At 64.3% G+C, this 24,212-nt stretch carries 19 protein-coding genes; 3 read left to right on the top strand and 16 right to left on the bottom strand.

Going from position 1 to position 24,212, the window contains the following annotated elements; genetic code table 11:
• Positions 1–33: 33 nt before the first annotated feature.
• From OEG79_RS04500 to dksA, 14 genes are all read right to left on the bottom strand, one after another.
• Positions 34–1,050: a class I SAM-dependent rRNA methyltransferase gene (locus OEG79_RS04500; RefSeq protein WP_264147626.1), complete on the bottom strand. Its 1,017-nt coding sequence runs from the start codon at positions 1,048–1,050 to the stop codon at positions 34–36.
• A 212-nt stretch (positions 1,051–1,262) separates the two neighbouring features.
• Positions 1,263–2,441, bottom strand: a complete 1,179-nt coding sequence (locus OEG79_RS04505) for an acetyl-CoA C-acetyltransferase (RefSeq protein WP_264147627.1) — start codon at positions 2,439–2,441, stop codon at positions 1,263–1,265.
• Between the two features lie 84 nt (positions 2,442–2,525).
• Entirely contained in the window at positions 2,526–3,392 is an 867-nt protein-coding gene (locus OEG79_RS04510) for an oxygenase MpaB family protein (protein WP_264147628.1), read from the bottom strand.
• A gap of 69 nt (positions 3,393–3,461) precedes the next feature.
• Positions 3,462–5,399: an acetate--CoA ligase gene (acs, locus tag OEG79_RS04515; protein ID WP_264147629.1), complete on the bottom strand. Its 1,938-nt coding sequence runs from the start codon at positions 5,397–5,399 to the stop codon at positions 3,462–3,464.
• Between the two features lie 257 nt (positions 5,400–5,656).
• Positions 5,657–7,321, bottom strand: coding sequence for a glucose-6-phosphate isomerase (pgi, locus tag OEG79_RS04520; protein WP_264147630.1), 1,665 nt, complete (start codon positions 7,319–7,321; stop codon positions 5,657–5,659).
• A gap of 79 nt (positions 7,322–7,400) precedes the next feature.
• Positions 7,401–8,258: a pantoate--beta-alanine ligase gene (gene panC / locus OEG79_RS04525; protein WP_264147631.1), complete on the bottom strand. Its 858-nt coding sequence runs from the start codon at positions 8,256–8,258 to the stop codon at positions 7,401–7,403.
• Entirely contained in the window at positions 8,255–9,055 is an 801-nt protein-coding gene (gene panB, locus OEG79_RS04530) for a 3-methyl-2-oxobutanoate hydroxymethyltransferase (protein WP_264147632.1), read from the bottom strand. Before panB ends, panC begins: the two co-directional genes overlap by 4 nt.
• Positions 9,056–9,301: 246 nt before the next feature.
• Positions 9,302–9,790: a 2-amino-4-hydroxy-6-hydroxymethyldihydropteridine diphosphokinase gene (gene folK / locus OEG79_RS04535; RefSeq protein ID WP_264147633.1), complete on the bottom strand. Its 489-nt coding sequence runs from the start codon at positions 9,788–9,790 to the stop codon at positions 9,302–9,304.
• The gene (locus OEG79_RS04540) at positions 9,787–11,175 is read right to left on the bottom strand and encodes a polynucleotide adenylyltransferase PcnB (protein WP_264147634.1); all 1,389 of its coding nucleotides are present in this window, start codon (positions 11,173–11,175) and stop codon (positions 9,787–9,789) included. The genes folK and OEG79_RS04540 overlap by 4 nt, the downstream gene beginning before the upstream one ends.
• 811 nt (positions 11,176–11,986) lie before the next feature.
• Positions 11,987–13,420, bottom strand: a complete 1,434-nt coding sequence (locus OEG79_RS04545) for a sigma-54-dependent transcriptional regulator (protein ID WP_264147635.1) — start codon at positions 13,418–13,420, stop codon at positions 11,987–11,989.
• Between the two features lie 53 nt (positions 13,421–13,473).
• On the bottom strand, positions 13,474–16,428 hold the full coding sequence (locus OEG79_RS04550) for a sensor histidine kinase (RefSeq protein ID WP_264147636.1): 2,955 nt from the start codon (positions 16,426–16,428) through the stop codon (positions 13,474–13,476).
• Positions 16,412–16,588 (bottom strand): hypothetical protein, encoded by a 177-nt coding sequence (locus tag OEG79_RS04555; protein WP_003244646.1) that lies wholly within the window; start codon positions 16,586–16,588, stop codon positions 16,412–16,414. Before OEG79_RS04555 ends, OEG79_RS04550 begins: the two co-directional genes overlap by 17 nt.
• 101 nt (positions 16,589–16,689) lie before the next feature.
• Entirely contained in the window at positions 16,690–17,574 is an 885-nt protein-coding gene (gluQRS, locus tag OEG79_RS04560; protein ID WP_264147637.1) for a tRNA glutamyl-Q(34) synthetase GluQRS, read from the bottom strand.
• A 50-nt stretch (positions 17,575–17,624) separates the two neighbouring features.
• Positions 17,625–18,071, bottom strand: coding sequence for an RNA polymerase-binding protein DksA (gene dksA / locus OEG79_RS04565; RefSeq protein WP_264147638.1), 447 nt, complete (start codon positions 18,069–18,071; stop codon positions 17,625–17,627).
• A gap of 258 nt (positions 18,072–18,329) precedes the next feature.
• Between dksA and OEG79_RS04570 the strand changes: the two genes are divergently transcribed.
• Both OEG79_RS04570 and sfsA read left to right on the top strand, forming a co-directional pair.
• A complete protein-coding gene (locus tag OEG79_RS04570) occupies positions 18,330–19,511 on the top strand; it encodes a pyridoxal phosphate-dependent aminotransferase (RefSeq protein ID WP_264147639.1) in 1,182 nt (393 codons plus the stop codon).
• Positions 19,501–20,208, top strand: coding sequence for a DNA/RNA nuclease SfsA (sfsA, locus tag OEG79_RS04575; protein ID WP_264147640.1), 708 nt, complete (start codon positions 19,501–19,503; stop codon positions 20,206–20,208). Before OEG79_RS04570 ends, sfsA begins: the two co-directional genes overlap by 11 nt.
• 112 nt (positions 20,209–20,320) lie before the next feature.
• On the opposite strand, the gene OEG79_RS04580 is transcribed toward sfsA, so the two are convergent.
• Together OEG79_RS04580 and OEG79_RS04585 are read right to left on the bottom strand one after the other, a co-directional pair.
• Positions 20,321–20,650, bottom strand: a complete 330-nt coding sequence (locus tag OEG79_RS04580; RefSeq protein WP_264147641.1) for a Rieske (2Fe-2S) protein — start codon at positions 20,648–20,650, stop codon at positions 20,321–20,323.
• 72 nt (positions 20,651–20,722) lie between these two features.
• Positions 20,723–22,930, bottom strand: a complete 2,208-nt coding sequence (locus OEG79_RS04585; protein ID WP_264147642.1) for a TonB-dependent hemoglobin/transferrin/lactoferrin family receptor — start codon at positions 22,928–22,930, stop codon at positions 20,723–20,725.
• A gap of 189 nt (positions 22,931–23,119) precedes the next feature.
• Here OEG79_RS04585 and OEG79_RS04590 point away from each other — a divergent pair, with 189 nt between their 5' ends.
• The gene (locus tag OEG79_RS04590; protein ID WP_264147643.1) at positions 23,120–24,184 is read left to right on the top strand and encodes a hemin-degrading factor; all 1,065 of its coding nucleotides are present in this window, start codon (positions 23,120–23,122) and stop codon (positions 24,182–24,184) included.
• Positions 24,185–24,212: the final 28 nt, after the last annotated feature.

Genomic DNA, 24,212 nt, shown 5'->3' on the forward strand with positions numbered 1-24,212 from the left:
ATTGCGACTGACAGATTGCGCGTGAGTCCCGGTTCAGAGGTGCAGGATCAGGGTTTTCAGTGGTGGCTGGCCGTCCATGGACGGGAAGTCCGACGCGGGGGCGATGACCTGGCAATCCCGCACGGGACGCCCCAGTTTTTCCGCGCAGCGCAGTACCTGCGCGCGCCAGTCGTCCATCGCCACCTTTGCCAGATTGTTGCAGCACACCAGGGTGCCACCTTCGGCAGTGGCCAGCAGCGCCGGTTTGAGCAGGCTCTGGTAATCGCGCAACAGGTCGACCGTGCCGAAGGCGCTCTTGGCCCAGGCCGGCGGGTCGAGGAAAACCAGGTCGAACCGGCGCGCTTGCAAGCGCGGGTAGCTCGGCAGCTTCTGCCCGCGGCGGCTGGTGATCGGCAGATCGGCCAGTTGGCGAATGGCCGGGAAGTAGTCGGACTGAATGAACTGCATGGCCGGCAGCTCCGGATTCAGTGCACCGTTCTCGCGGCCTACTGCCAGGTTGCCCTGGGCGAAGTCCAGATTGACCACCTCGTGCGCGCCGCCAGCCGCAGCGCACAGGCCGACGCCGCAGGTGTAGGCAAACAGATTGAGCACGGACTTGCCGGCACTGTTGGCCTTGATCCAGCCGCGGGCGTTGCGCAGGTCGAGAAACAGCAGTGGATCCTGTCCGGCATGGCGACCGCGCACGCGGTAGTTCAGGCCCCATTCGCGGCCGATCATGTCCTCCAGCGCGGCTTCGCTGGCCTGGAACAGGGTCGGGTCGCGGTCGATGCGCGAGTTGCCTCTGGAACGGTCGTTGTAGACCAGCAGCAAGGGCAGGCCGAGATGTGCTTCGACCTTGGCTGCAATGGTCTGCAGGTCGTCGGCTTGCAGCGGCTGGTGAAAGCTTTGCACCAGCAGTTGCGGGCCATAACGGTCGACGGTCAGGCCAGGCGCACCTTCCTGGCTGCCGTGGAACAGGCGGTAGCAGTCTGTGCCTTGTGCGTGCAGCTCTGCGAGCAGGTTGTCGCGAGCGGCGAGGGCGGCGCGCAGCGCCTGGTCAAGAGAAGGCATGCGCGGCGTCTCGGAGAAAGGAAAGCCGGCAGTTTATCAAGAAAACCGGTCGCCTCCGAGCACGTGCCATGAGGTAGCCCGGATGCAATCCGGGTAGCCCATGACGCCATCCCCCGGATTGCATCCGGGGGCTAAAGCCCAGGCAATGGGGTGGATGTCGCTCTTTACATCCGTCAGATGGTGGATCGATAAAGCGCGATCCACCCTGCGGCTCAGCGCTCGATGGCCAGCGCCACACCCTGGCCGCCACCGATGCACAGCGTGGCCAGGCCCTTGTTCACGTCGCGGCGGATCATCTCGTGCAGCAGGGTGACCAGCACACGGCAGCCCGAGGCACCGATGGGGTGGCCCAGGGCGATGGCGCCGCCGTTGACGTTGACCTTGTCGGTATCCCAGCCCAGCTCCTGACCGACCGACAGCGCCTGGGCGGCGAAGGCCTCGTTGGCTTCGATCAGGTCCAGGTCGGCCAGGCTCCAGCCGGCCTTGTCCAGGCAGCGGCGGGTGGCCGAGACCGGGCCGATGCCCATGATCGCCGGGTCGACGCCAGCATTGACGTAGCCGGCGATCCTGGCCAGCACCGGCAGGCCCAGCGCTTGAGCCTTGGCCGCACTCATCAGCAGCACGGCAGCCGCGCCGTCGTTGAGGCTGGAGGCGTTGCCGGCGGTGACGCTGCCGTCCTTCCTGAAGGCTGGTCTGAGCTTGGCCAGAGATTCGGCGCTGGTGCCGGCACGCGGCTGCTCGTCACGGGCGAAGGCAATGGGGTCGCCCTTGCGCTGCGGGATCAGCACCGGGGTGATCTCTGCATCGAAACGACCAGACTCGATGGCGGCCACGGCCTTGCGCTGCGATTCGGCGGCAAAGGCGTCCTGGGCTTCGCGGCTGATGCCGTACTTCTCCACCAGATTCTCGGCGGTGATGCCCATGTGATAGTCGTTGAAGGCGTCCCACAGGCCGTCGACGATCATGCTGTCGAGCATCTGCGCATGACCCATGCGCAGGCCGGTGCGGGCCTTGGGCAGCACGTAAGGGGACTGGCTCATGTTCTCCATGCCGCCGGCGATGATCACCTCGGCGTCGCCGCAGCGGATGGCCTGGGTGGCCAGGTGCAGGGCTTTCAGCCCCGAGCCGCAGACCTTGTTCAGGGTCATGGCCGGCACGGCATGCGGCAGGCCGGCGCGGATGGCGGCCTGGCGCGCCGGGTTCTGGCCGGAGCCTGCGGTAAGCACCTGGCCGAGGATGACTTCATCGACCTGCGCAGCATCGAGGCCGGTCTGCTCCGCCAGGCGCCTGATGACGATGGCGCCGAGCTCGGGGGCGGGAATATCGGCCAGGCTGCCCTGGAAGCTGCCGATGGCGGTGCGGGTGGCGGCAACGATGACGACGTCTTGCATGTGCAGGTCCTCGGTTCGATTCAGACAATGACCGGAAAGACGTCGATGGTCGCATGGCTGATCGTGACCGGCCAGCCACGTCTTCTAGTGTTCCAGACGTCGGCGAGCGCGCTGAGCGGCGCTGTTGCGCACGGCCCAACGCAGCAGGTTGGCGGTGCGCTGCACGCTGGCGCGGATCAACGGTCGGCTCCAGGCCGCTTGGTGTTCGCCGAGCAGGTCGCTGGCCCAGCCCGGCAGCAGATCGACGCCGGCCTGCATCATCAGGTTGCCGAAGGGTTTGGCGAGGAGGCTGGGCATCGGTGCGTCATGCAGCAGCCGCACCACTTCGCGGGTGCGCTCGTCACACATCAGTTGTGGGCGCATGCGCTGCAGATAGTCGGCGACAGCCTGAGCCGACTTGGGTACATCCTGCGCACCGAGGCGTTCGGCGATCAGCGCCACCTCGCGGTAGTAGCGATCCTGCTCGGCTATTGGCAGCTGCGGGTTGACGTAGCGCAGGTAACCGGCGAGGAACTGGCTGACCTCGGAAACATGCACCCAGGTCAGCAGCTCGGGATCGCTGGCGCTATAAGGGCGGCCGTCCGGCGCATGGCCGACCACCTGCAGGTGGATGCGGCGCACCTTGTCGATCAGCTGTTCGGCATCGTGCAGGCCGCCGTAGGTGGTGCCGGCGATGAACAGGCTGGTGCGGCGCAGGCGGCCGATCATGTCCTGACGGAAGGTGGAGTGATCCCAGACGCCGGCCAGGGCCAGCGGATGAAGCATCTGCAGGAGCAGGGCGGAGATGCCGCCAACCATCATCGCGGTGAAGTCGGCATGAACCTTCCAGACCATCGATTCGGGGCCGAACAGGCCGGCATCAAAACGTGGCTGGTCGAGGTCGAGCACACCCAGTGAGGCGCCGGTGAGGCTGTGGACCTGCTTTTCGATCTGACGGCGTAGGCTTTCCATGGCGCGCAGTTTCGGCGCTTGGCAGGCCCAAGACAAGATGTGCCGGCCCTTTCGGGCCGGGCATGAGACTCAGCGGTTGAGGCGCTGTTCGATCAGGCTGTCGACCACGCTGGGGTCGGCCAGCGTCGAGGTGTCGCCCATGTTCTCCAGCTCGTTGCAGGCGATCTTGCGCAGGATGCGGCGCATGATCTTGCCCGAGCGGGTCTTCGGCAGCCCCGGCGCCCACTGGATCAGCTCGGGCTTGGCGAAGCTGCCGATCTCCTTGCCGACCAGGGTCAGCAGGTCCTTCTTCAGCTCGTCGGAGGGCTCCTGGCCGTTCATCAGGGTGACGTAGGCGTAGATGCCTTGGCCCTTCACATCATGCGGGTAGCCGACTACGGCGGCTTCGGCCACGGCATCGTGCAACACCAGGGCGCTTTCCACCTCGGCGGTGCCGATGCGGTGCCCGGAGACGTTGATCACGTCGTCGACACGCCCGGTGATCCAGTAGTAGCCGTCTTCGTCGCGGCGTGCTCCGTCGCCGGTGAAGTAGTAGCCGGGGTAGGGTTTGAAGTAGGTGTCGATCATGCGCTGGTGATCGCCGTAGACGCTGCGGATCTGGCTCGGCCAGCTGGCCTTGATTGCCAGCACGCCGCTGCCGGGGCCGTTGATTTCCTTGCCCTGCTCGTCGAGCAGTACCGGTTGTACGCCGAAGAAGGGGCGGGTGGCGGAACCGGGTTTCAGGTCGGTAGCGCCGGGCAGCGGGGTGATCAGGATGGAGCCGGTTTCGGTCTGCCACCAGGTATCGACGATCGGGCAGCGCGCGTCACCCACCACATGGAAGTACCACTCCCAGGCTTCGGGGTTGATCGGCTCGCCCACGGTGCCGAGCAGGCGCAGGCTGCTGCGCGAGGTGGTCCTGACCGGCGCCTCGCCTTCACGCATCAGTGCGCGCAGGGCGGTCGGCGCGGTGTAGAAGGTGTTGACCTGGTGCTTGTCGATCACCTGCCAGAAACGTGAGGCATCCGGGTAGTTGGGCACACCCTCGAAGATCAGGGTGGTGGCGGCGTTGGCCAGCGGGCCGTAGACGATGTAGCTGTGTCCGGTGACCCAGCCGACATCGGCGGTGCACCAGTAGATGTCGCCTTCGTGGTAGTCGAACACGTACTTGTGGGTCATCGCCGCGCCGAGCAGGTAACCACCGGTGGTATGCAGCACACCCTTGGGTTTGCCGGTACTGCCCGAGGTGTAGAGAATGAACAGCGGGTCTTCGGCGTCCATCGGCTCGGCCGGGCAGTCGGCATCGACTTCCTTGAGCGCCTGGTGATACCAGAGGTCGCGGCCCTCCACCCAGGCCACATCGCCCTGGGTGCGTTCGACCACCACCACGGTAGACACGTTCGGGCAGCTCTGCAGGGCCTTGTCGACATTGTTCTTCAGCGGGATGTACTTGCCGCCGCGCACGCCTTCGTCGGCGGTGATCACGGTGCGGCAGTCGGCATCGAGGATGCGGTCGCGCAGGGCGTCGGGGGAGAAACCGCCGAACACCACCGAATGCACAGCGCCGATGCGCGCGCAGGCGAGCATGGCGTAGGCCGCCTCGGGGATCATCGGCATGTAGATGCACACCCGGTCGCCCTTCTTCACGCCGCGGCTCTTCAGCACGTTGGCCAGGCGGCTGACGTTATGGTGCAGCTTGTTGTAGGTGATGTGCGCCGACTCGGCAGGGTTGTCGCCCTCCCAGATGATGGCGATCTGTTCGCCGCGTTTTTCCAGGTGGCGATCAATGCAGTTGTAGGCGACGTTGAGCTGGCCGCCCTTGAACCATTCGGCGCGGCCTTGCGTGAGGTCGCTGGTGTGCACCTGGTCCCAGGGTTTGAACCAGTCGAGGAAAGCCTTGGCCTGCCCGGCCCAGAATGTCTCGGGCTGCTCGACGGACTGTTGGTACAGGCGCAGGTAGGCGTCGTTATCCAGGTGCGCCCGCTGGCGCACGGCATCTTGCACGGGATGGCGAGTGATCTCGAACATGGCGGGGTCCTTGTAATTGTTTGTCCGCAACATTCACAAGGGTGCACCCAGGCAGGCGCCTGGTTCAAGGCTTAACCATTTCCATATGCTGCACACTGCCTCGTGAGCGCCCATGCCAGTTGCGGGAGGCAGGGCAGGCTTCCCGCTAGAACGTATTGCAGAGCAGTGGCTTAGGCAATGTCCCAGGCGTTGGGCGCCTGGGAATATCTTCAGCCTATCTATCCTGAGGTGTGTCGATGGGAGCAGCTCTCAGGCGATCAGCCTCGATGCTGGGAGCGGAAGTGCTCGATCAGCCCCTGGGTTGAAGCATCGCCGGCTGGCGCTTCGCTGGCGCCGGTCAGGCGCTGATAGACCTCCTTGCCCATTTCCTTGCCCAGTTCCACGCCCCACTGGTCGAAGGCGTTGATGCCCCAGATGGCGCTCTGCACGAACACCTTGTGCTCGTACAGCGCTACCAGCGCGCCGAGGTTGAACGGCGCGATGCGGTTCATCACCAGGATGTTGCTCGGTCGGTTGCCGGGGATCACCTTGTGCGGCGCCAGGCGCTGCACCTCGTCTTCGCTCAGCCCCTTTGCACGCAGTTCGGCTTCCGCCTCTTCGCGCGTCTTGCCCTGCATCAGCGCCTGGGCCTGCGACAGGCAGTTGGCGAACAGCCACTGGTGATGGTCGGCGAGCGGGTTGTAGCTGTTGACCGGGACGATGAAGTCCGCCGGCACCAGCAGGCGGCCCTGGTGCAGCAGCTGGTGGTAGGCGTGCTGACCGTTGCAGCCGACGCCGCCCCAGATGATCGGGCCGGTAGGGATGTCCAGCGGCGTGCCGTCCTGGCGCACACTCTTGCCGTTGGACTCCATGTCCAACTGCTGCAGGTGCTTGGTGAAGTTACGCAGGTAATGGTCGTAGGGCAGGATGGCGTGGCTCTGCGCGCCCCAGAAGTTGCTGTACCAGATGCCCAGTAGGGCCATCAGTACCGGCATGTTCTCGGCCAGTGGCGCCTGGGTGAAGTGCTGGTCCATGGCATAGGCGCCGGCCAGCAGCTCCTTGAAGTTGGACACGCCAATGGCCAGGGCGATGGGTAGGCCTATGGCCGACCACAGCGAATAGCGGCCGCCGACCCAGTCCCATAGGGGGAATATGTTCTCTTCGCCGATACCGAACTCGATGGCGGCCTTGCGGTTGCTGGTCACGGCGATGAAGTGGCGGTGCAGCTGTGCTTCCGGGCCGCCCATGGCCAGGTACCAGTCACGCGCAGCCAGGGTGTTCTTCAGGGTTTCCAGGGTACCGAAGGATTTGCTGGATACGATGAACAGCGTGGTTTCCGGATTCAGGCGCGCGGTCAGCTCGCGGAACTCGCTGCCGTCGATATTGGCCAGGTAGTGGCAGCGCACACCGCGCTGAGTGAACGGGCGCAGCGCCTCGGAAACCAGCTGAGGACCGAGAAAGGAGCCGCCGATACCGATGTTCACCACCTCGGTGATCGGCTTCTCGCTGTAGCCCCGCCACAGGCCACTGTGAATGCGACTGACCAGTTCGGTGATCTGGTTCAGGACGCGATGCACGTCGGGGATGATGTCATGACCATCGACCAGCAGACGGCGGCCAATAGGGCTGCGCAGAGCGGTGTGCAGGGCGGCGCGGCCTTCCGAAGCATTGACCCGTTCGCCGTTGTACAGGGCGGCGATGGACTGGTGCAGACCGGCCTGCTCGGCCAGTTGGGTCAGCAGTTCCAAGCTGCGTTCGTCGATCAGGTTCTTCGAGTAATCCAGCAGCAGCCCGCAGCTATCGAGGGAAAAGCGCTGGAAGCGCCGTGGGTCCGCGGCGAAGGCCTCGCGCATGCTGAAATCGGCCATTTCGGCGCGGTGCTGCTGCAGGGCCTGCCAGGCGGGCAGGGTGGTAACGTCTTGAGGCTGCTGGTAGTAGGCCATCGGAGCTCCTGATCCGCAAAAGCAAAGGCCCGGAACGACCCGGGCCTCTATGAGTGTAACCGTCTGCCTTTGGAGCGAGCTACTGACTCGGCAGTTCAACCACAAGATTGTCGATCAGGCGGGTGCCGCCCAATTGCGCAGCGGCGAGAATCACCAGATGGCGATCATCGACCTGAGCCGGACGCAGCGTCAGGGCGTTGCGGATCTCCAGGTAGTCGGGGACGAAGCCTGCTACACGTTGCTGCTCCTGCGCATCGTCGATCAGCCGGGCGTAATCACGGGCACCGCGGCGCAGTTCTTCGGCGATGGCCTGCAGGCCGCGATACAGCGCCGGCGCAGTGCTGCGTTGCTCGGCGCTGAGGTAACCGTTGCGCGAGGACAGGGCAAGGCCGTCCTCGGCGCGTTGGGTCGGCGCGCCGATGATCTGGATAGGCATGTTCAGGTCCTGTACCAGCGCGCGGATCACCGCCAGTTGCTGGTAGTCCTTCTCGCCGAACACGGCCAGATCGGGCTGGACCATATTGAACAGCTTGGTCACCACGGTCGCGACGCCCTCGAAATGCCCCGGACGACTGGCGCTACAGAGCCCTTCGGAGACACCCGGAACACTGACGCGAGTCTGATCGCCCATACCGTGCGGATAGATTTCCGCAACATCGGGGTGAAACAGCAGATGGCAGCCGGCGGCCAGCAGTTTTTCCTGGTCCTCGGCGAGCGTGCGCGGGTATTTGTCCAGATCCTCGCCGGCGCCGAACTGCAGTGGGTTGACGAAGATGCTGGCGACCACGAAATCGGCGCGCTGGGCGGCGATCTCCACCAGTGAAACGTGACCTGCATGCAGGTTGCCCATGGTCGGCACGAAGCCGATCTGCTTGCCCTCGGCGCGTGCCTGGGCCACGGCGGCGCGCAGTTCACGCAGGGTCTTGACCGTGTTCATGCGGAGAAACCGTGTTCGGCTGCGGGGAAGCTGCCGTCCTTGACGGCCTTGACGTAGGCGCTCAGGGCGCCCTGGATGCTGTTCTGGCCTTCCATGAAGTTGCGCACGAACTTCGGCGAGCGGCCCGAGAGCGACAGGCCGAGCATGTCGTGCAGCACCAGTACCTGGCCGTCGGTGCCTGGGCCGGCGCCAATACCGATTACCGGAATCTTCACTGCCTGAGCGATCTCGGCTGCCAGTTCGCTGGGCACGCATTCGAGCAGCAGCATGGCTGCACCGGCCTGTTCCAGCGCCATGGCGTCGGCACGCATCTGTCGCGCCTGGGCTTCCTGGCGACCCTGGACCTTGTAGCCACCGAGGATGTTCACAGCTTGTGGTGTGAGTCCCAGATGGGCACAGACCGGTACGCCGCGTTCGGCCAGCAGGCGGATCGGCTCGGCCAGCCAGCCAGCACCTTCGAGCTTGACCATGTGCGCGCCGGCCTGCATCAGCCTGGCACTGTTGCTCAGCGCCTGCTCGGTAGTGGCGTAGGCCATGAAGGGCAGGTCAGTGACGATCAGTGCGCCCTGATTGCCGCGTTTGACGCTGGCAGTGTGATAGGCCATTTCCTCGACGCTGACCGGCAGGGTGCTGTCGTGGCCCTGCAGGACCATGCCCAGGGAGTCGCCGACCAGCATCACGTCGACGCCCGCCTGGCAGGCCGCTTGGGCGAAGGTGGCGTCATAGCAGGTCAGCATGGCGATCTTTTCACCGTTCTGCTTGAGACTCTGCAGGGTGGTCAGGGTAACGTCAGGCATTTCAAGGGTCCTCGCTCAGGCTCGGTATACCGCTTCTATCTGGCTGCAATCCGGCCTGGATTGGCATCAAAGGTGCGCCCGTCGCTGGGCAACGGGACGCCTATAGTCCTGATGGGGGGGCGTTAAGTCAATTGCAGGTGTTACCGCTCTGTTACTGGCGTTACCGCCAATGCCGGGAACAGAGGGCTGCGCTGGAGCTGGCGCGGCCTTGCGGCGTGCAGCAGGCGGGCTGACGAAGGATGCAGCCTATTGCTGCAGGCGCTCCAGGCCGCTGAAGGGACAGTCTTTCAGCAGCGAGCTCAGGCTGCGGCCGTCCGGTAACTGCAGCTCGGGGACAAGCTCGGCCAGCGGATAGAGCACGAATGGACGGGCATGCATGTGGTAGTGCGGCACGGTCAGGCGCTCGTCATCGAGCAGGCGTTCACCGAACAGCAGGATGTCCAGATCCAGAGTGCGCGGGCCCCAGCGCTCGGCCTTGCGTACGCGGCCCTGCTCCTGCTCGATGCGTTGCAGTGCATCGAGCAATTGCCAGGGCTCCAGTGCGGTATCCAGTGCTGCCACTGCATTGACGTAGCGCGGCTGATCGGCCGGGCCGAGTGGGTCGCTGATGTAGAAGGACGACTGCGCCTGCAGGCTGCTTTGCGGTATCCGGGCGATGGCGCTCAGGGCCGCGCGCAGCTGCTGCAGGGGTTCGGCCAGATTACTGCCGAGGCCGATGTAGACCCGCTCCATCATTCGCCGTCGCTTTCGCTGCGTTTGCGACGATTGCTGTTGCGGCGACGTTTGCGCGGGGCGTTACCGGTGCTTTCGCCTTTGCCGGCCAGGTCACGAATCATCTGCCGGCGCTCGCTGTCGTTGGCATCCTGATAATCGGTCCACCATTGGCCCAGGCCGCCGGTATCCTCGCCGGCCAGTTCTCGCAGCAGGAGGAAGTCATAGCCGGCGCGGAAGCGCGGGTTCTCCAGCAGCAGGTCGGCACGTTTGCCGCTGCGCCGCGGCAGACGCTCCTGCATGTCCCAGATTTCCCGAATCGGGATGGTGAAGCGCTTGGGTACGGCGATGCGTTGACACTGCTCGACGATCAGCTCATGGGCGGCTTCCTGCATCGCCGGAATCGGCGGCATGCCCGTGTTCTGCAGATGCAGCACGCGTGCCGGCAGCGCAGGCCAGAGCAGCGCCGCGAAGAGGAACGCCGGAGTGACCGACCTGCCGTCGTGGATGCGGTCGTCGGTGTTGATCAGAGCCTGGCGGATCAGCTTCTCGGTGTACTCGGGGTTGCGCTTGAGCGCCTCGCCGCTGGCCGGGAACAGCTGGGCGAACAGATCATGCTCGAGCAGCAGGTCGAAGGTGTACTCGGCGTAACCGGCGAGGAACAGCTTGAGCACTTCATCGAACAGACGCGCCGAGGGAATGTCGCGCAGCATCGGCGCCAGGCGGCGGATCGGTGCGGCGCTGTGTTTCTCGATCTCGAAGTCCAGCTTGGCGGCGAAGCGTACCGCGCGCAGCATGCGTACCGGATCTTCCAGGTAACGCTGTTCCGGGTCGCCAATCAGGCGTACCAGATGGTTGCGCACGTCGTGCATGCCCCGGGCGTAGTCGAGGATGTGTTCCTGGGTCGGGTCGTAGTAGAGCGCGTTGATGGTGAAGTCGCGGCGCTGGGCATCGTCTTCCAGCGTGCCGTAGACGTTGTCGCGAAGGATGCGGCCGCTTTCGTTGCGGGCCGCCAGGTTGCTGTTTTCCTCTTGCTCACCTTGCGGGTGGTTGGCACGGAAGGTTGCCACCTCGATGATCTCGCGACCGAAGTGCACGTGGACCAGCTTGAAGCGGCGACCGATCACCCGCGCATTGCGGAACTCGGCACGTACCTGCTCGGGCGTGGCGCTGGTGGCCACGTCGAAATCCTTGGGGTCGATATCCAGCAGCAGGTCGCGTACGCAGCCGCCGACCAGATAGGCCTGGTAACCGGCCCTCTGCAGGCGTTCGACCACGCTGATGGCGTGACGACTGATCTCGTTGCGATTGAGAGGGTGTTGGAGACTGCCCAGCACTTCGGGAGTGCTGCGTGGCCGTGGAGCACGGCGCAGAGGGGAGCGGAAAGACTTGAACAGCTTTTTCAGCATGGGATGCACTGTTTGGAGTAGTGGCCGGTCTGCGCCATATGCTGTCGAGGTACTGCCTGGATGGTAGCGCGGCGCTCAGGGCTGCAAGCCCGGATTCGCCCACGAATCATGAACGCCGTTCGGGCATCTGCTTCGTCACTGGTTTCGACGGCATACGGAATGATGACCGCATGATTGCTGCGGATTCTAGCATCGTGTCGGGAGAAGGTGTGTAGAAGGGCGGCAGGCGGGGGATTCTGGGGACCGGAAGCTACTGGGGGAGCCGAAGCTCCCCCCCAAGTTGGTGCGTGCTCTGTTTTTATTGTTATTGAGGGCCTGTTGTTTTTGTTGTTCGGCCCTTCCCGGCTCGCCGTGGCCTACCGGGTGCTCCCTAGAAAGGGGAGCCAATAGCAAACGGATTTCTTTGGACGCTGATGCTGCCTTAATCAACCAGTTCCGGCGCTGCCTCAGGGCAGTTTTATTGTTCTCAGCCTGGTCGCTGGGGCGAACCCCTTGCGGCAACTCCTCTCCAAAAGAATCAGTTAGCTGCGCCTCCGTACCTTGTTGTTCTTGTTGTTCTGGAGTCGTTACGTCTTGTTCTTATTGTGTAGGGCATTGCTTGTTATTGTTGTTGTGCCAGAGATAAAGCAGATGCCGTGCCAGTTTTTGAGATTCCTTGTGAATCAAGGGCTTGAGGCAATGCTGGGTATTCGGTGGGGTATGAAAAAGCCGGGCTTTCGTTACCGTTAGACCCGGCTTTTGTTACGAGATATTGAAGCGGTAACAACCTGTGGAACCTGTGTGCGCGCAGGTTGTCACCGAAGCGGTGAAGTCAAGGGCCGCTGGTCACACCGGATTTGCGACGCGGGATGCCCAGACGCTGACGACGTTCCCACAGGCATTTGCGGCTGATACCCAGTTTGCGGGCCAGCTCGGTTTCGGTCATGTGGTCCTGGTGTTCGAGAACGAAGTGCTGGAAGTAGTCCTCCAGTGACAGGTCCTCGGTGGGTTCGTGGCTGTTGCCGGTACTCTGCCCGTTGCTGGCTGGCAGGCCGAAATTCTCGTCATCCAGATCGTCCAGCTCGATGTCGATGCCCAGCAGATCGGCGGAAATCTCCGGTCCCTCGCAGAGAATCACCGCGCGCTCGATGGCATTTTCCAGTTCGCGTACGTTACCCGGCCAGGAATAGTGGCGGATAGCCTGCTCGGCGTCGTGGGCGAAACGCAGCGGTTCACGGCCCATGCGGGTGTACTGGCGGACCAGGAAGGCCTGGGCGATCTCGATCACGTCGTTACCGCGCTCGCGCAGCGCTGGCAGCTTCAGCGCGATGACGTGCAGACGGTAATAAAGGTCTTCGCGGAACTGTCCGGTCTTGGCCAGCGTTTTCAGGTCGCGGTGGGTCGCGGCGATCAGGCGCACGTCCACCTTCTGCGACTGCACCGAGCCGACCCGGCGAATCTCGCCTTCCTGCAGCACGCGCAGCAGCCGTGCCTGGGCTTCCAGAGGCAGTTCGCCGATCTCGTCGAGGAACAGCGTACCGCCATCGGCTGCTTCCACCAGGCCGGCACGCCCGGCGCTTGCGCCGGTGAAGGCGCCTTTCTCGTGGCCGAACAGCTCGGACTCGATCAGGGTCTCCGGAATGGCCGCGCAGTTCACCGAGATCAGCGGCGCCTTAGCGCGCTTGGACAGGTTGTGCAGGGCGCGCGCGACCAGTTCCTTGCCGGTGCCGGACTCACCCTGCACCAGAACATTGGAATCGGTGGGGGCGACCTTGCGAATCTTGCTGTAGAGCTCCTGCATGGCCGCGCAGGAACCGATGATGCCGATCTCGCCGTTGGCGTTGTCCGCGGCTTTCTCGGCAGTGGTACCACGCGCGCTGCTGGTGGCAGCTGGCGCCGGTGCGCTCCTGGCTTCCTGACGGTCACGCAGAATGCGCGCGACAGCCTGCAGCATCTCGTCGTGGTCGAAGGGCTTGGCGATGTAATCGACCGCGCCCATCTTCATCGAATCCACCGCCGAACGCAGGCTGGCATAGCTGGTCATGATCAGCACCGGAGTACCTTCGGCCAGCTTGATCAGTTCGGTGCCCGGTGCGCCGGGCAGGCGCAGGTCGCTTACGATCAGGTCGAAGGTCGGAATGCTGTAACGCTCCTGGGCTTCCTGTACCGAGCCGGCTTCACTGACCTGGTACTGATTGCGTTCGAGCAGGCGGCGCAAGGCAGAGCGGATAATGGTTTCGTCTTCGACGATAAGAATATGTGGCATCAATACGGTCTCTCGACGGTCACGGAGGTGCCATCGGCACCCACTCTCGCTGTTTACATCGCTACGGACGTCGCTTCGACATGTCTCGGCAGGGTGACCCGAATTCGAGTGCCAAGTTGGCGCTCGGGGTCGGCCGGGCTGTCGATTGTTATCTGTCCATAATGCTCTTCCACGATCGAATAGACCAGCGCGAGGCCCAGGCCGGTCCCCTCGCCGGGGTCCTTGGTGGTGAAGAAGGGTTCGAACAGGCGGTCGACGATCGCCTTGGGAATGCCGCTGCCTTCATCCTCGACGATCAGGTCGACGGTATGTTCGCTGGCCTCGCTGCGCACGCGGATGGCTCCGCCGGGGGGCGAGGCATCACGGGCGTTGGACAGCAGGTTGATCAGGACCTGGGCCAGGCGCTGCGGGTCGCCGCAGGCCCAGTGCTGCGGATCGCACAGGTTGTAGAACTGGATATCGAAGTTGCGCTTGTTCAGCGACAGCAGGCCGATGGCGTCCTGCGCGACGTCGGCCAGGCACACCGGTTCGTCGGCACGCTGGTGGCTGCCGGAGTGGGCGAAGCTCATCAATGACTGCACGATGCGCGAGACACGTTTGGTCTGCTCGAGGATCTGCCCGCTGATCTCGGTCAGCTCGCTGTCGTTCTCGCGCTCTTCGCGCAGGTTCTGCGCCAGGCAGGCGATGCCGGTGATCGGGTTGCCGATCTCGTGGGCAACACCTGCGGCGAGGCGGCCGATGCTGGCCAGGCGCTCGGAGTGCACCAGCTTGTCTTCGAGCAACTGGGTTTCGGTCTGGTCCTCGACCAGCAGTACCAGGCCACTGTTGCCGGGCGCCAGGGGTTCGTTGATCGCCGCCTTGTGCAGGTTCAGCCAGCGGATCTGGCCGTCGAGCGCCAGGTGCTGCTTGTGCAGGTGCTGGTCCGGACGTTCGATGAAGTCCTGCAACAGGCTCTGCCAGGGCTCGCTCAGCGTACTCAGGCGCGAGCCGACGATGCGCTGTGCGGGAATTTCGGTGAGTTCCTCCATGGCCCGGTTCCACATCAGGATCTCCTGATCCTTGGCCAGCGAGCACACGCCCATCGGCAGTTCCTGCAGGGTCTGGCGGTGGTAACGGCGCAGGGCATCGAGTTCGGCGGCCAGGCCGGTCAGGCGCGACTGGTAGTCTTCCAGGCGGCTCTCGATGAAGTGGATGTCCTCGGTGACATAGCCCTCGCTGCCGGATTTGTAGGGCAGGAAGGTCTCCACGATGTCTTGCGCCACGCTCGGCCCCATCAGGCCGGACAGGTTGGCTTCGATGCGGTCACGCAGACGACGCAGGGCATAGGGGCGGCTCTCGTCGAAGGGCAGGTGCAGGTCGCGCAGCGCCTGTTCCACTTCCCGTTGTGCGGTCTTGGCGCCGAGCGGCTTGGCCAGCTGTGCGGCAAAGTCCTGCGGCGACACGGCGACCAGTTCGCGTCGCTGCGGGCGGCGCACGTTGTCCACCGCGCAGGCCTCGGCGGCGCTCTTTTCCTCGGGGCTGGCCTCGGTGAACAGCGAGACCAGGGTGAACACCATTACGTTGGCCGCCAGCGAGGCGATTGCTGCCAGGTGCCAGCTGGCATCGTCGAGCACATAGACGACGTTGAGCAGCGGCACGTAGAAGCCTTCCAGGTTGCCCAGCAGCGGCAGCAGCATGGTCAGTGCCCAGACGCTGATGCCGGCCAGCAAGCCGGCGAGGAAACCGCGGCGATTGGCCGTTTGCCAGTACAGTACCGACAGCACGCCGGGCAGGAATTGCAGGGTGGCGACGAAGGCGACGATGCCCAGGTTGGCCAGATCCTGCTGGGCGCCGAGCAGCAGGTAGAAGCCGTAGCCGGCCATGATGATGAAGGCGATCAGTGCGCGGCGCGTCCATTTCAGCCAGCGGTAGATGTTGCCTTCGGCTGGCGGCTGGTACAGCGGCAGCACCAGGTGGTTCAGGGCCATGCCCGACAGGGCCAGGGTCGAGACGATGATCAGACCGCTGGACGCCGAAAGTCCGCCGACATAGGCGAGCAGGGCCAGGGTTTCGCTGTTGACCGCGATGCCCAGACCCAGGGTGAAGTATTCGGGATTGGTGGTTGCCCCGAGCTTGAGCCCGGCCCAGAGGATCAGCGGTACGGCCAGGCTCATCAGCAGCAGGAACAGCGGCAGGCCCCAGCTGGCGCTGACCATGGCGCGCGGATTGAGATTCTCGGTAAAGGTCATGTGGTACATGTGCGGCATGACGATGGCCGAGGCGAAGAACACCAGCAACAGGGTGCGCCACGGGCCTTCCTGCAATGGGGTGTGCAGCGTGGTCAGCGCCGCCTGGTTCTGCACCAGCCACAGTTCCAGCTCACGCGGGCCACCGAACACGCCATACAGTGCGTACAGGCCGATGGCGCCGAGAGCGGTCAGTTTGACCAGCGATTCGAAGGCGATGGCGAACACCAGACCTTCATGCTTCTCACGCGTAGCGATGTGGCGTGCGCCGAACAGGATGGTGAAGAGGATGATCAGGCCGCAGTAGCTCAGTGCCACCTTTTCCTGCAGCGGCTCGCGGCTGAGGATGCCGATGGAATCGGCTACCGCCTGGATCTGCAGGGCCAGCAATGGCAGCACGCCGATCAGCATGAACAGGGTGGTCAGCGCGCCGGCCCAGGTGCTGCGAAAACGGAAGGCGAACAGGTCGGCCAGCGATGACAACTGATAGGTGCGGGTGATGCGCAGGATCGGATAGAGCAGTACCGGTGCCAGCAGGAAGGCCCCGGAAACCCCGAGGTAGCTGGCAAGAAAGCCATAGCCGTACTGGTAGGCAAGGCCCACCGTGCCGTAGAAGGCCCAGGCGCTGGCGTAGACGCCCAGCGACAGGGTGTAGGTCAGCGGGTGGCGGATGATCCAGCGGGGAACAAGGCCCTTTTCACTGACCCAGGCGACGCCGAACAGCATCAGCAGATAGCCGGCGCTGATCAGGATCAGTTCGCTCAGGCTAAAGCTCGTCAGCATCGCGTTGGCTCTGAAGAATGAAGGTGACGACGATCAGGATCAGCCACAGCAGATAGGGCCGGTACCAGGCACCATTGGGGTCGATCCACCAGTCCATGATGGCCGGTGAAAACAGGTAGATTCCCACTACCAGGATCAGAACCAGTCGATAGATATACATGTGGCATCTCGTCGAACGATGCCGCGATGGTAAAGGATGCCGCGCTCTTCAAGCCACAAACTTGAAGCCGGAGAATCCAGGGGAGCCGTATGGCGCTGCTTTCAGCGCAGCTGCGCCTCTGCCAGGGTACGGCTGCGCGGAATGCGCGTGGCGTCCCAGTTCGCGACGCCCCAGGCCAGCAGCTCGGCAGGTGCGGCGCCTTGCAGTTCGGCAGGGGGCTGCTGACCCAGCGCACGCAGGGCGCGCAGCAGCAGTGGTCCGGCCTGGTCGGCAGGCAGGGGAGGTGAGCGGTAGCTCTTGCCCAGTTTGTGGCCATCCGGCTGGATGATCAGCGGCAGGTGCAGGTAACGCGGTTGCGGCAGCCCGAGCAGCTCCTGCAGATAGAGCTGGCGCGGTGTCGAGTCCAGCAGGTCGGCGCCTCGTACCACGTCGGTTACGCCCTGCCAGGCATCATCGAGTACCACCGCGAGCTGGTAGGCGAACAGGCCGTCGCGCCGGCGAATCACGAAGTCGCCCACTTCCCGGCCCAGATGCTGATGAAATTCGCCCTGTACGCGATCAACGAAGTGATAGTCCAGCTCCGGCACGCGCAGGCGGATGGCTGCGTCGTGATCAGGGTGGCTGGCGTTACGGCAGAATCCCGGATAGATGCCGGCGTAGCCTTCCAGCTGCTTGCGAGAACAGATGCAGGCGTAGGCCAGTCCCTGGCGGAACAGGCGGGCGATCACCGCGGCGTATTCGGCGTGGCGCTCGCTCTGGCGGACCAGTTCGCCATCCCACTCGAACCCGTAGCACTCCAGAGTGCGCAGGATCGCATCCTGGGCACCGGGCACTTCCCGTGGCGGGTCAAGGTCCTCCATGCGCAGCAGCCAGCGGCCGCCCACGGCGCGGGCATCGAGATAGGAGGCGAGCGCGGCGATCAGCGAACCAAAATGCAGGTAACCGCTGGGGGTGGGGGCGAAGCGCCCGATGTAGGTTGTGTGCATGAAGCGAAGGCCAGAAACAGAGCGGGGCGCCTAAGCGCCCCGTCGTCAGATCAGGAACCGATCTGCTTTTCCTTGATTTCCGCCAGCGTCTTGCAGTCGATGCAAAGGGTCGCGGTCGGACGGGCTTCGAGACGGCGAATGCCGATTTCGACGCCGCAGGAATCGCACCAGCCGTACTCGTTGTCTTCGATCAGCTGCAGGGTTTCGTCGATCTTCTTGATCAGCTTGCGCTCGCGATCACGGGCGCGCAGTTCCAGGCTGAATTCTTCTTCCTGGCTGGCGCGGTCGGCCGGGTCAGGGAAGTTGGCCGCTTCGTCCTGCATGTGGTGCACGGTGCGGTCGACTTCCTGCATCAGCTCCAGCTTCCACTTGTTGAGGATGCTGGTGAAGTGAGCGCGCATCGGCTCGCTCATGTATTCCTCGCCTTTCTTCTCAGGATAAGGCTCGAAACCACGAATCAGCTGGCTGGTGCTTTTTGCTTTTTCTTTTGTGGGCATGGATAGCGCCTCTCACTCTTTCGAATCCATCGCGCAGGTTATTCCATTGCCAGACATTTGTCCGGCCCTGCGACTGCAAGCCGGCGAACTTACCAGATCGAATCGGGGCGCGCTACTCCCGGTTGTCTCCGTCTCGGCCGGGATGTGAACGAAATATGCATGTCGCAGGCCGGCAAGCGCAGCGGCGCCTCGGCGCCCTTGCCGCGGCCTTGAGCTGCCCTGCTAGAATCCGCGCCTCGCAACCCTGAAGACAGACCCATGGCTCAGCTCTACAGCGGGCGCAGTCGCGCCATCGAACCCTTTCATGTAATGGCCTTGCTGGCGCGTGCCAACGAGTTGCAGGCTGCTGGTCACGATGTCATCCATCTGGAGATCGGCGAGCCGGACTTCACCACTGCCGAACCGATCATTCGCGCCGGCCAGGCTGCCCTGGCCGCCGGGCACACCCGCTACACCGCAGCCCGCGGCCTGCCGCAACTGCGCGAGGCGATCGCCGGCTTCTATGCCGAGCGTTACCGCCTGAGCGTCGACCCGCAGCGCATTCTGGTCACACCAGGCGGCTCCGGCGCGCTGTTGCTGGCTGCCAGCCTGCTGGTCGATCCGGGCAAGCACTGGCTGCTGGCCGACCCCGGCTACCCGTGCAACCGTCACTTTCTGCGCCTGGTCGAAGGCGCCGCGCAGCTGGTACCGGTCGGCCCCGATGTGCGTTATCAACTGACCCCGCAACTGGTGGAGCGCCATTGGGATGCGGACAGCGTCGGCGCGCTGCTGGCGTCGCCGGCCAACCCGACCGGCACCTTACTGCACAAGGATGAACTGGCGGCGTTGTCGGCCTGCCTCAAGCAGCGTGGCGGCCATCTGGTGGTGGACGAGATCTACCATGGCCTGACCTACGGTTGTGACGCGCCGAGCGTGCTGGAAGTGGATGACGAAGCCTTCGTGCTCAATAGTTTCTCCAAATATTTCGGCATGACCGGCTGGCGCCTGGGCTGGCTCGTGGCGCCCGAGGCGGCCGTGCCGGAGCTGGAGAAGCTGGCGCAGAACCTCTACATCAGCGCACCGAGCATGGCCCAGCATGCCGCCCTGGCCTGCTTCGAGCCGGCCACGCTGGAAATCCTCGAGGAGCGCCGCCACGAGTTCCAGCGTCGTCGCGACTATTTATTGCCGGCCCTGCGCGAGCTGGGCTTCGGTATCGCGGTGGAGCCGGAAGGCGCTTTCTATCTATATGCAGACATCAGCGCCTTCGGTGGCGACGCCTTCGCCTTCTGCCGCCATTTCATCGAAACCGAGCACGTGGCGTTCACCCCGGGTCTGGATTTCGGCCGCCATCAGGCCGGGCACCATGTGCGTTTTGCCTATACGCAGAATGTCGAGCGCCTGCAGCAGGCAGTCGAGCGTATCGCCCGCGGCCTGAAGAGCTGGACGCCTGATGCGCTTTGATCCGCCACTGGAAGAAGGTCGCCTGCTGCGCCGCTACAAGCGTTTTCTCGCCGATATCGAGACGATCAGCGGTGAGCTGCTGACCATCCACTGTGCCAACACCGGTTCGATGCTCAACTGCATGAGCGAAGGTTGCCGGGTGTGGTTCAGCCGCAGCAAGGATCCCAGGCGCAAGCTGCCGGGCAGCTGGGAGATCAGCGAAACGCCGCAGGGGCGTCTGGCCTGCATCAATACCGCACGGGCCAATGCGCTGGTGGAAGAAGCGCTGCGTGCCGGGCTGATCCCCGAGCTGGCCGGCTTTACCGGGCTCAGACGCGAGGTGGCTTACGGTGTGGAGAACAGTCGCGCCGACTTTCGTCTGGATTACCCGCAAGGGCCGGTCTTTGTCGAGGTCAAGAGCGTGACGCTGGGCTTCGACGGCACTGATGTGGCGGCCTTTCCCGATGCGGTGACGCAGCGCGGCGCCAGGCACCTGCGCGAGCTGGCCGCGTTGTCACGCGTCGGTGTACGTACCGTGCAGCTGTACTGCGTGAACCTCTCCGGTATTCGCGCCGTGCGGGCGGCGGAGGAGATCGACCCGGCATACGCGGCGGGATTGCGTGATGCCAAGGCTGCCGGGGTCGAGGTGCTGGCCTACGGCGCCGAGCTGAGTCCCGAGGGCATCGCCCTGGTTCGCCGGCTGGAGGTATTGACGTAGCGCGTGCTGCGCGCACCAGCTTCTGTTTCGGTAGCACGGTGGGCGCGATGTTGGCGTAGCCCGGATGCAATCCGGGAATCCGGTTTTCGCCCATCCCCGGATTGCATCCGGGCTACCTGGCTGCAGCGCCTTCGATCCAGATCCCGTACGCGTCTTCCCTGCATTCCAGTGCCTGCAGCGCCTGCCCTTCGCAGGGGCCGGCCACGCATTCGCCGCTCTCGATGAGAAACAGCGCGCCGTGCGTCGAGCAGCGGATCAGGCTGCCGCTGTCGTCGAGAAAGCGGTCCTTCTGCCACTCCAGGGCGATGCCGCGGTGCGGGCAGCGGTTGAGGTAGGCGTATACCTGGCCGCCTCTGCGCACGGCGAACAGGCTCATCTGGTCGATCAGAAAGCCCCGGCTCTGACCTTCGGTCAGCTCGTTCGGGGCGCATAGGCGGATCATCGCGGTCTCCGTTTCAGATGGCGCGATTATCCCGCAGGAAGCAGGAGGGCGCATCCTTGCGCCAAGTGGAACTCAGAACTGCCAGGAGGCGGACACGCGGAAGCTGCGCCCGGGCTCGCTGTAGTAGTCGACTGGTTGCGGGGTGGTGCGGCCGCCAGCGCTGGGCACGTTGAGGGCATTCCAGTACTTCTTGTCGAGCAGGTTGAACAGGCCGGCCTGCAGCCTCACACCGTCCAGTACTGCCGGCTGCCAGTAGCCGGTGAGGTCGACCACGCCGTAGCCGGGCGCCTGGAAGTCGCCGTCGTTCTCGACCTTGTCGCGGCGGCGCGCGGCGGTCAGCATCAGGTCCGCGCCGTAGTGTTGCTGGGTGTAGCTGAGGCCGAGGGTGCCGGTCAGCGGCGCGACCGAGTTCAGGTGTTGCTTGGTTTCGCGGTCCTTGCCCACGGCCCAGGCGACCGAGCTCCAGACCTTCCAGGAGGGCGCCAACTGCCAGTGCGCGGTGCCTTCGGCGCCATAGATGCGCACCTTGTCGCGGTTTTCCATCACCTCGAAGAAGGTCGGGAATTCGCCGGGCTGGAAGCCGTAGTCCGCTTCATTGGCGGTGATGCTGTCGATGAAGTTCCTGTAACGGTTGTCGAACAGGCTGACGGAGCCGCCCAGATGGCTGTCGCCGAGGCGCGCGCCGACCTCGTAGCCGGTGCTTTCCTCGGGCTTGAGGTTGGGGTTGCCGACTCGCGCGTAGCCCATGCCGGAGTTGGTGAAGGTGCTGTACAGCTCGTTGACGTCCGGTGCCCTGAAGCCCTGTGCCCACTGCGCATAAAGAGTGGCCAGCTCGTGCGCCTGCCAGGTCAGCAGCAGGCTGCCGGCCCAGTTGGAGTCCTTGTTCTCGGTGAGCATCACGCTGTCGCCGGCTAGTACATAGCCGTTGGTGCTGCTTTTGGGCTTGTACTCGTAGCGGTCATAGCGCACGCCCGGCGTCAGGGTCAGGGTATCGCTGAGGGCGATGTCGTCTTTCAGATAAACGCCATACAGGTTGCCCGGCGTTTTCGGCATCTCGGCCTGGTTGGTGTGCAGGTTGACGCAGGCAAAGTAGATGCCGGTTGGCGTGCTGTCCGGGCGTGGCGGGAAGGGCGGTACCAGCACGCTGGGGCAGGCATCGTAGCCGCTGCTGTACTGCTCGGCCTCGATGCGGCTCCACTCCGCGCCCAGGGTCAGATTATGCTGGCCCAGCTGTTTGCCCAGGCTACTGGTGACACCGTACTGGGTCTTCTCGATCTCGTTGCTGCGGCCGAAGGGGCCGGCCAGCGTCCCGGCGCGGGTCGCATCCACCTCGTCCTCACGGTGCAGCTTCTGCCAGTAAACGATGGTGTCGGCCCAGTCGAGCAGGCTGTCCGCGTTATCGGCGCGGTACTGGTGATCGAAGGACAGGCGCTTGCGCTCGTTGTTCTCGCGTGTGTCGTAGTGCCGAGGGTAGTTGGCGGTGCCCTGGTTGATGCGGCTGTCCATGTCCTCGGTGCGTTGGAACAGTTCGGCGGTCATCCCGATGCGATGCTCGTTGTCGAGCTTTTGCTGAACCTTGAGCAGCAGGCTGTGCTGATCGGTGTCGCTGGGGTTGGCTTCGCTGCGCAGCGTGCCGAGTACATTGTGATTGCCCTGGTTGTCGAGTTCGTGGCCCTTGCGTCCGCCGACCTGCACCAGCCAGGAGGTGTCGTTGGCGCGGCCGGCCAGGGCGGCATTGAGCCCCCTGCTGTGGTCGGCGCTGTCGTAGTCGCTCCTGATCAGGCCAGCGAACTCCTCCTGATCGCCCAGCAGGTCATCCGGGTTCAGCGTACGCAGTTGCATGGTTCCGCCGAGAGCGCCTGAGCCGAGCTGACTGGAGTTGGCGCCGCGTACCACATCGATGGCGGACAGGCCTTGGAAGTCGATGCTGTCCAGGCCGCCGCTCACTCCGCGCACGGCGTCGTTCAGCCACGGCATGCGAATACCGTCGACAGTGGTCAGAACACGGTCGCGATCCAGGCCGCGGATGTTGATGCTGTTGTTGCTGCGGTTGTAGTTCAACCCGGGTTCGGCACGTCGCGACAGGTCATCGAAGTTGCGAATCTGGCGGCGCTCCAGCGTTCGAGCATCGGTCTGGGTCGTGGTCGGCAGTGACTGTTTGACGGTAGCGGTGATTTCAATGTCCGGCAGTGTGGCAGGCGCATCGGCCAGGGCCAGTGACGGGCACAGCAGCATCAACGCGAGCCAGGATTGGTGGGGGTAGGGGGGGCGAACGGGCATGGTGACACTCCATTGCACTTGGCAGCTCTACGACTGCCTGGTTGGCGACGGCGCAAGACGTTAACCAGATTATTTATCAGATGCAAATAATTATCATGTAGATTAAAGTCCTCTCGAATTTCGCTGCCGTGTCGCTACGCCCGTGTCGGCGACGCGGCTGATAACCGCCCGTAAGAGAGGACTATCCCGATGAGTACCCCGACCATCGCCGTCGCACCGGCTGCCAACACCTATCAAGCCTGGCAGGCGCTGCGGCATGAGCAACCACGCCTGCGCGCCCGTGAAGCAGCGGCGCAGCTGGGTATCAGCGAAGCCGAGCTGACCGCCAGTCGCTTGGGTGTCGATACGCGGCGCCTGCGCCCGGACTGGGCCGGACTGTTGCCGGCACTCGCCGCGCTCGGCCGTGTGATGGTGCTGACCCGCAACGAGCACTGCGTCCATGAGCGCAAGGGGGTGTATCGCGAGGTGAGTGTTTCGGCATCCGGGCAGATGGGCCTGGTGGTGTCTGCCGATATCGATCTGCGCCTGTTTCTCGGTGGCTGGGCCAGCGTGTTCGCCGTCGCCGAGGAAAGCGCCAAAGGTGTCCAGCGCAGCATCCAGGTGTTCGACCAGCAGGGCGTTGCGGTGCACAAGGTCTACCTGACCGAACATAGCGAGCTGGATGCCTGGCAGCCGCTGATCGAACGCTTTTCCGGTGAGCAGAGCGCCGCGCTGCAATTGCTGCCACCTCCCGCTGCGCCCGCGCGCAGGGACGACGCCGAGATTGACTGTCAGGCGCTGCGTGACGGGTGGGCGAGGCTGCAGGACACCCACCATTTCTTCGCTCTGCTGAAGAAGCACCAGGTCGCCCGCACCCAGGCGTTGCGCCTGGCGGGGGAGCCGTGGGCGCAGCCACTGGCGACCTGCGAGCTGACGGTAATGATGGAGCAGGCAGCCGCCCGCGAAGTGCCGGTCATGGTGTTCGTTGGCAACCGCCACTGCATCCAGATTCACACCGGCCCGGTGAACAACCTGCGCTGGATGGATAGCTGGTTCAATGTGCTCGACCCCGATTTCAACCTGCATCTGCAGACCCGCGGCGTGGTCGAGCTGTGGCGTGTGCGCAAGCCCAGTGTCGACGGTGTGATCACCAGTCTGGAGGCCTTCGACGCCGATGGCGAGCTGGTGATCCAGCTGTTCGGCGCGCGCAAGCCCGGCATGGCCGAGCGCGACGACTGGCGCGAACTGGCCGAGTCGCTGCCGGTACTGGCCTGATCCGTGCCGGCTCCACCAGGGGCCGGTC

It is taken from the genome of Pseudomonas sp. Z8(2022) (assembly GCF_025837155.1).
Taxonomy (GTDB): domain Bacteria; phylum Pseudomonadota; class Gammaproteobacteria; order Pseudomonadales; family Pseudomonadaceae; genus Aquipseudomonas.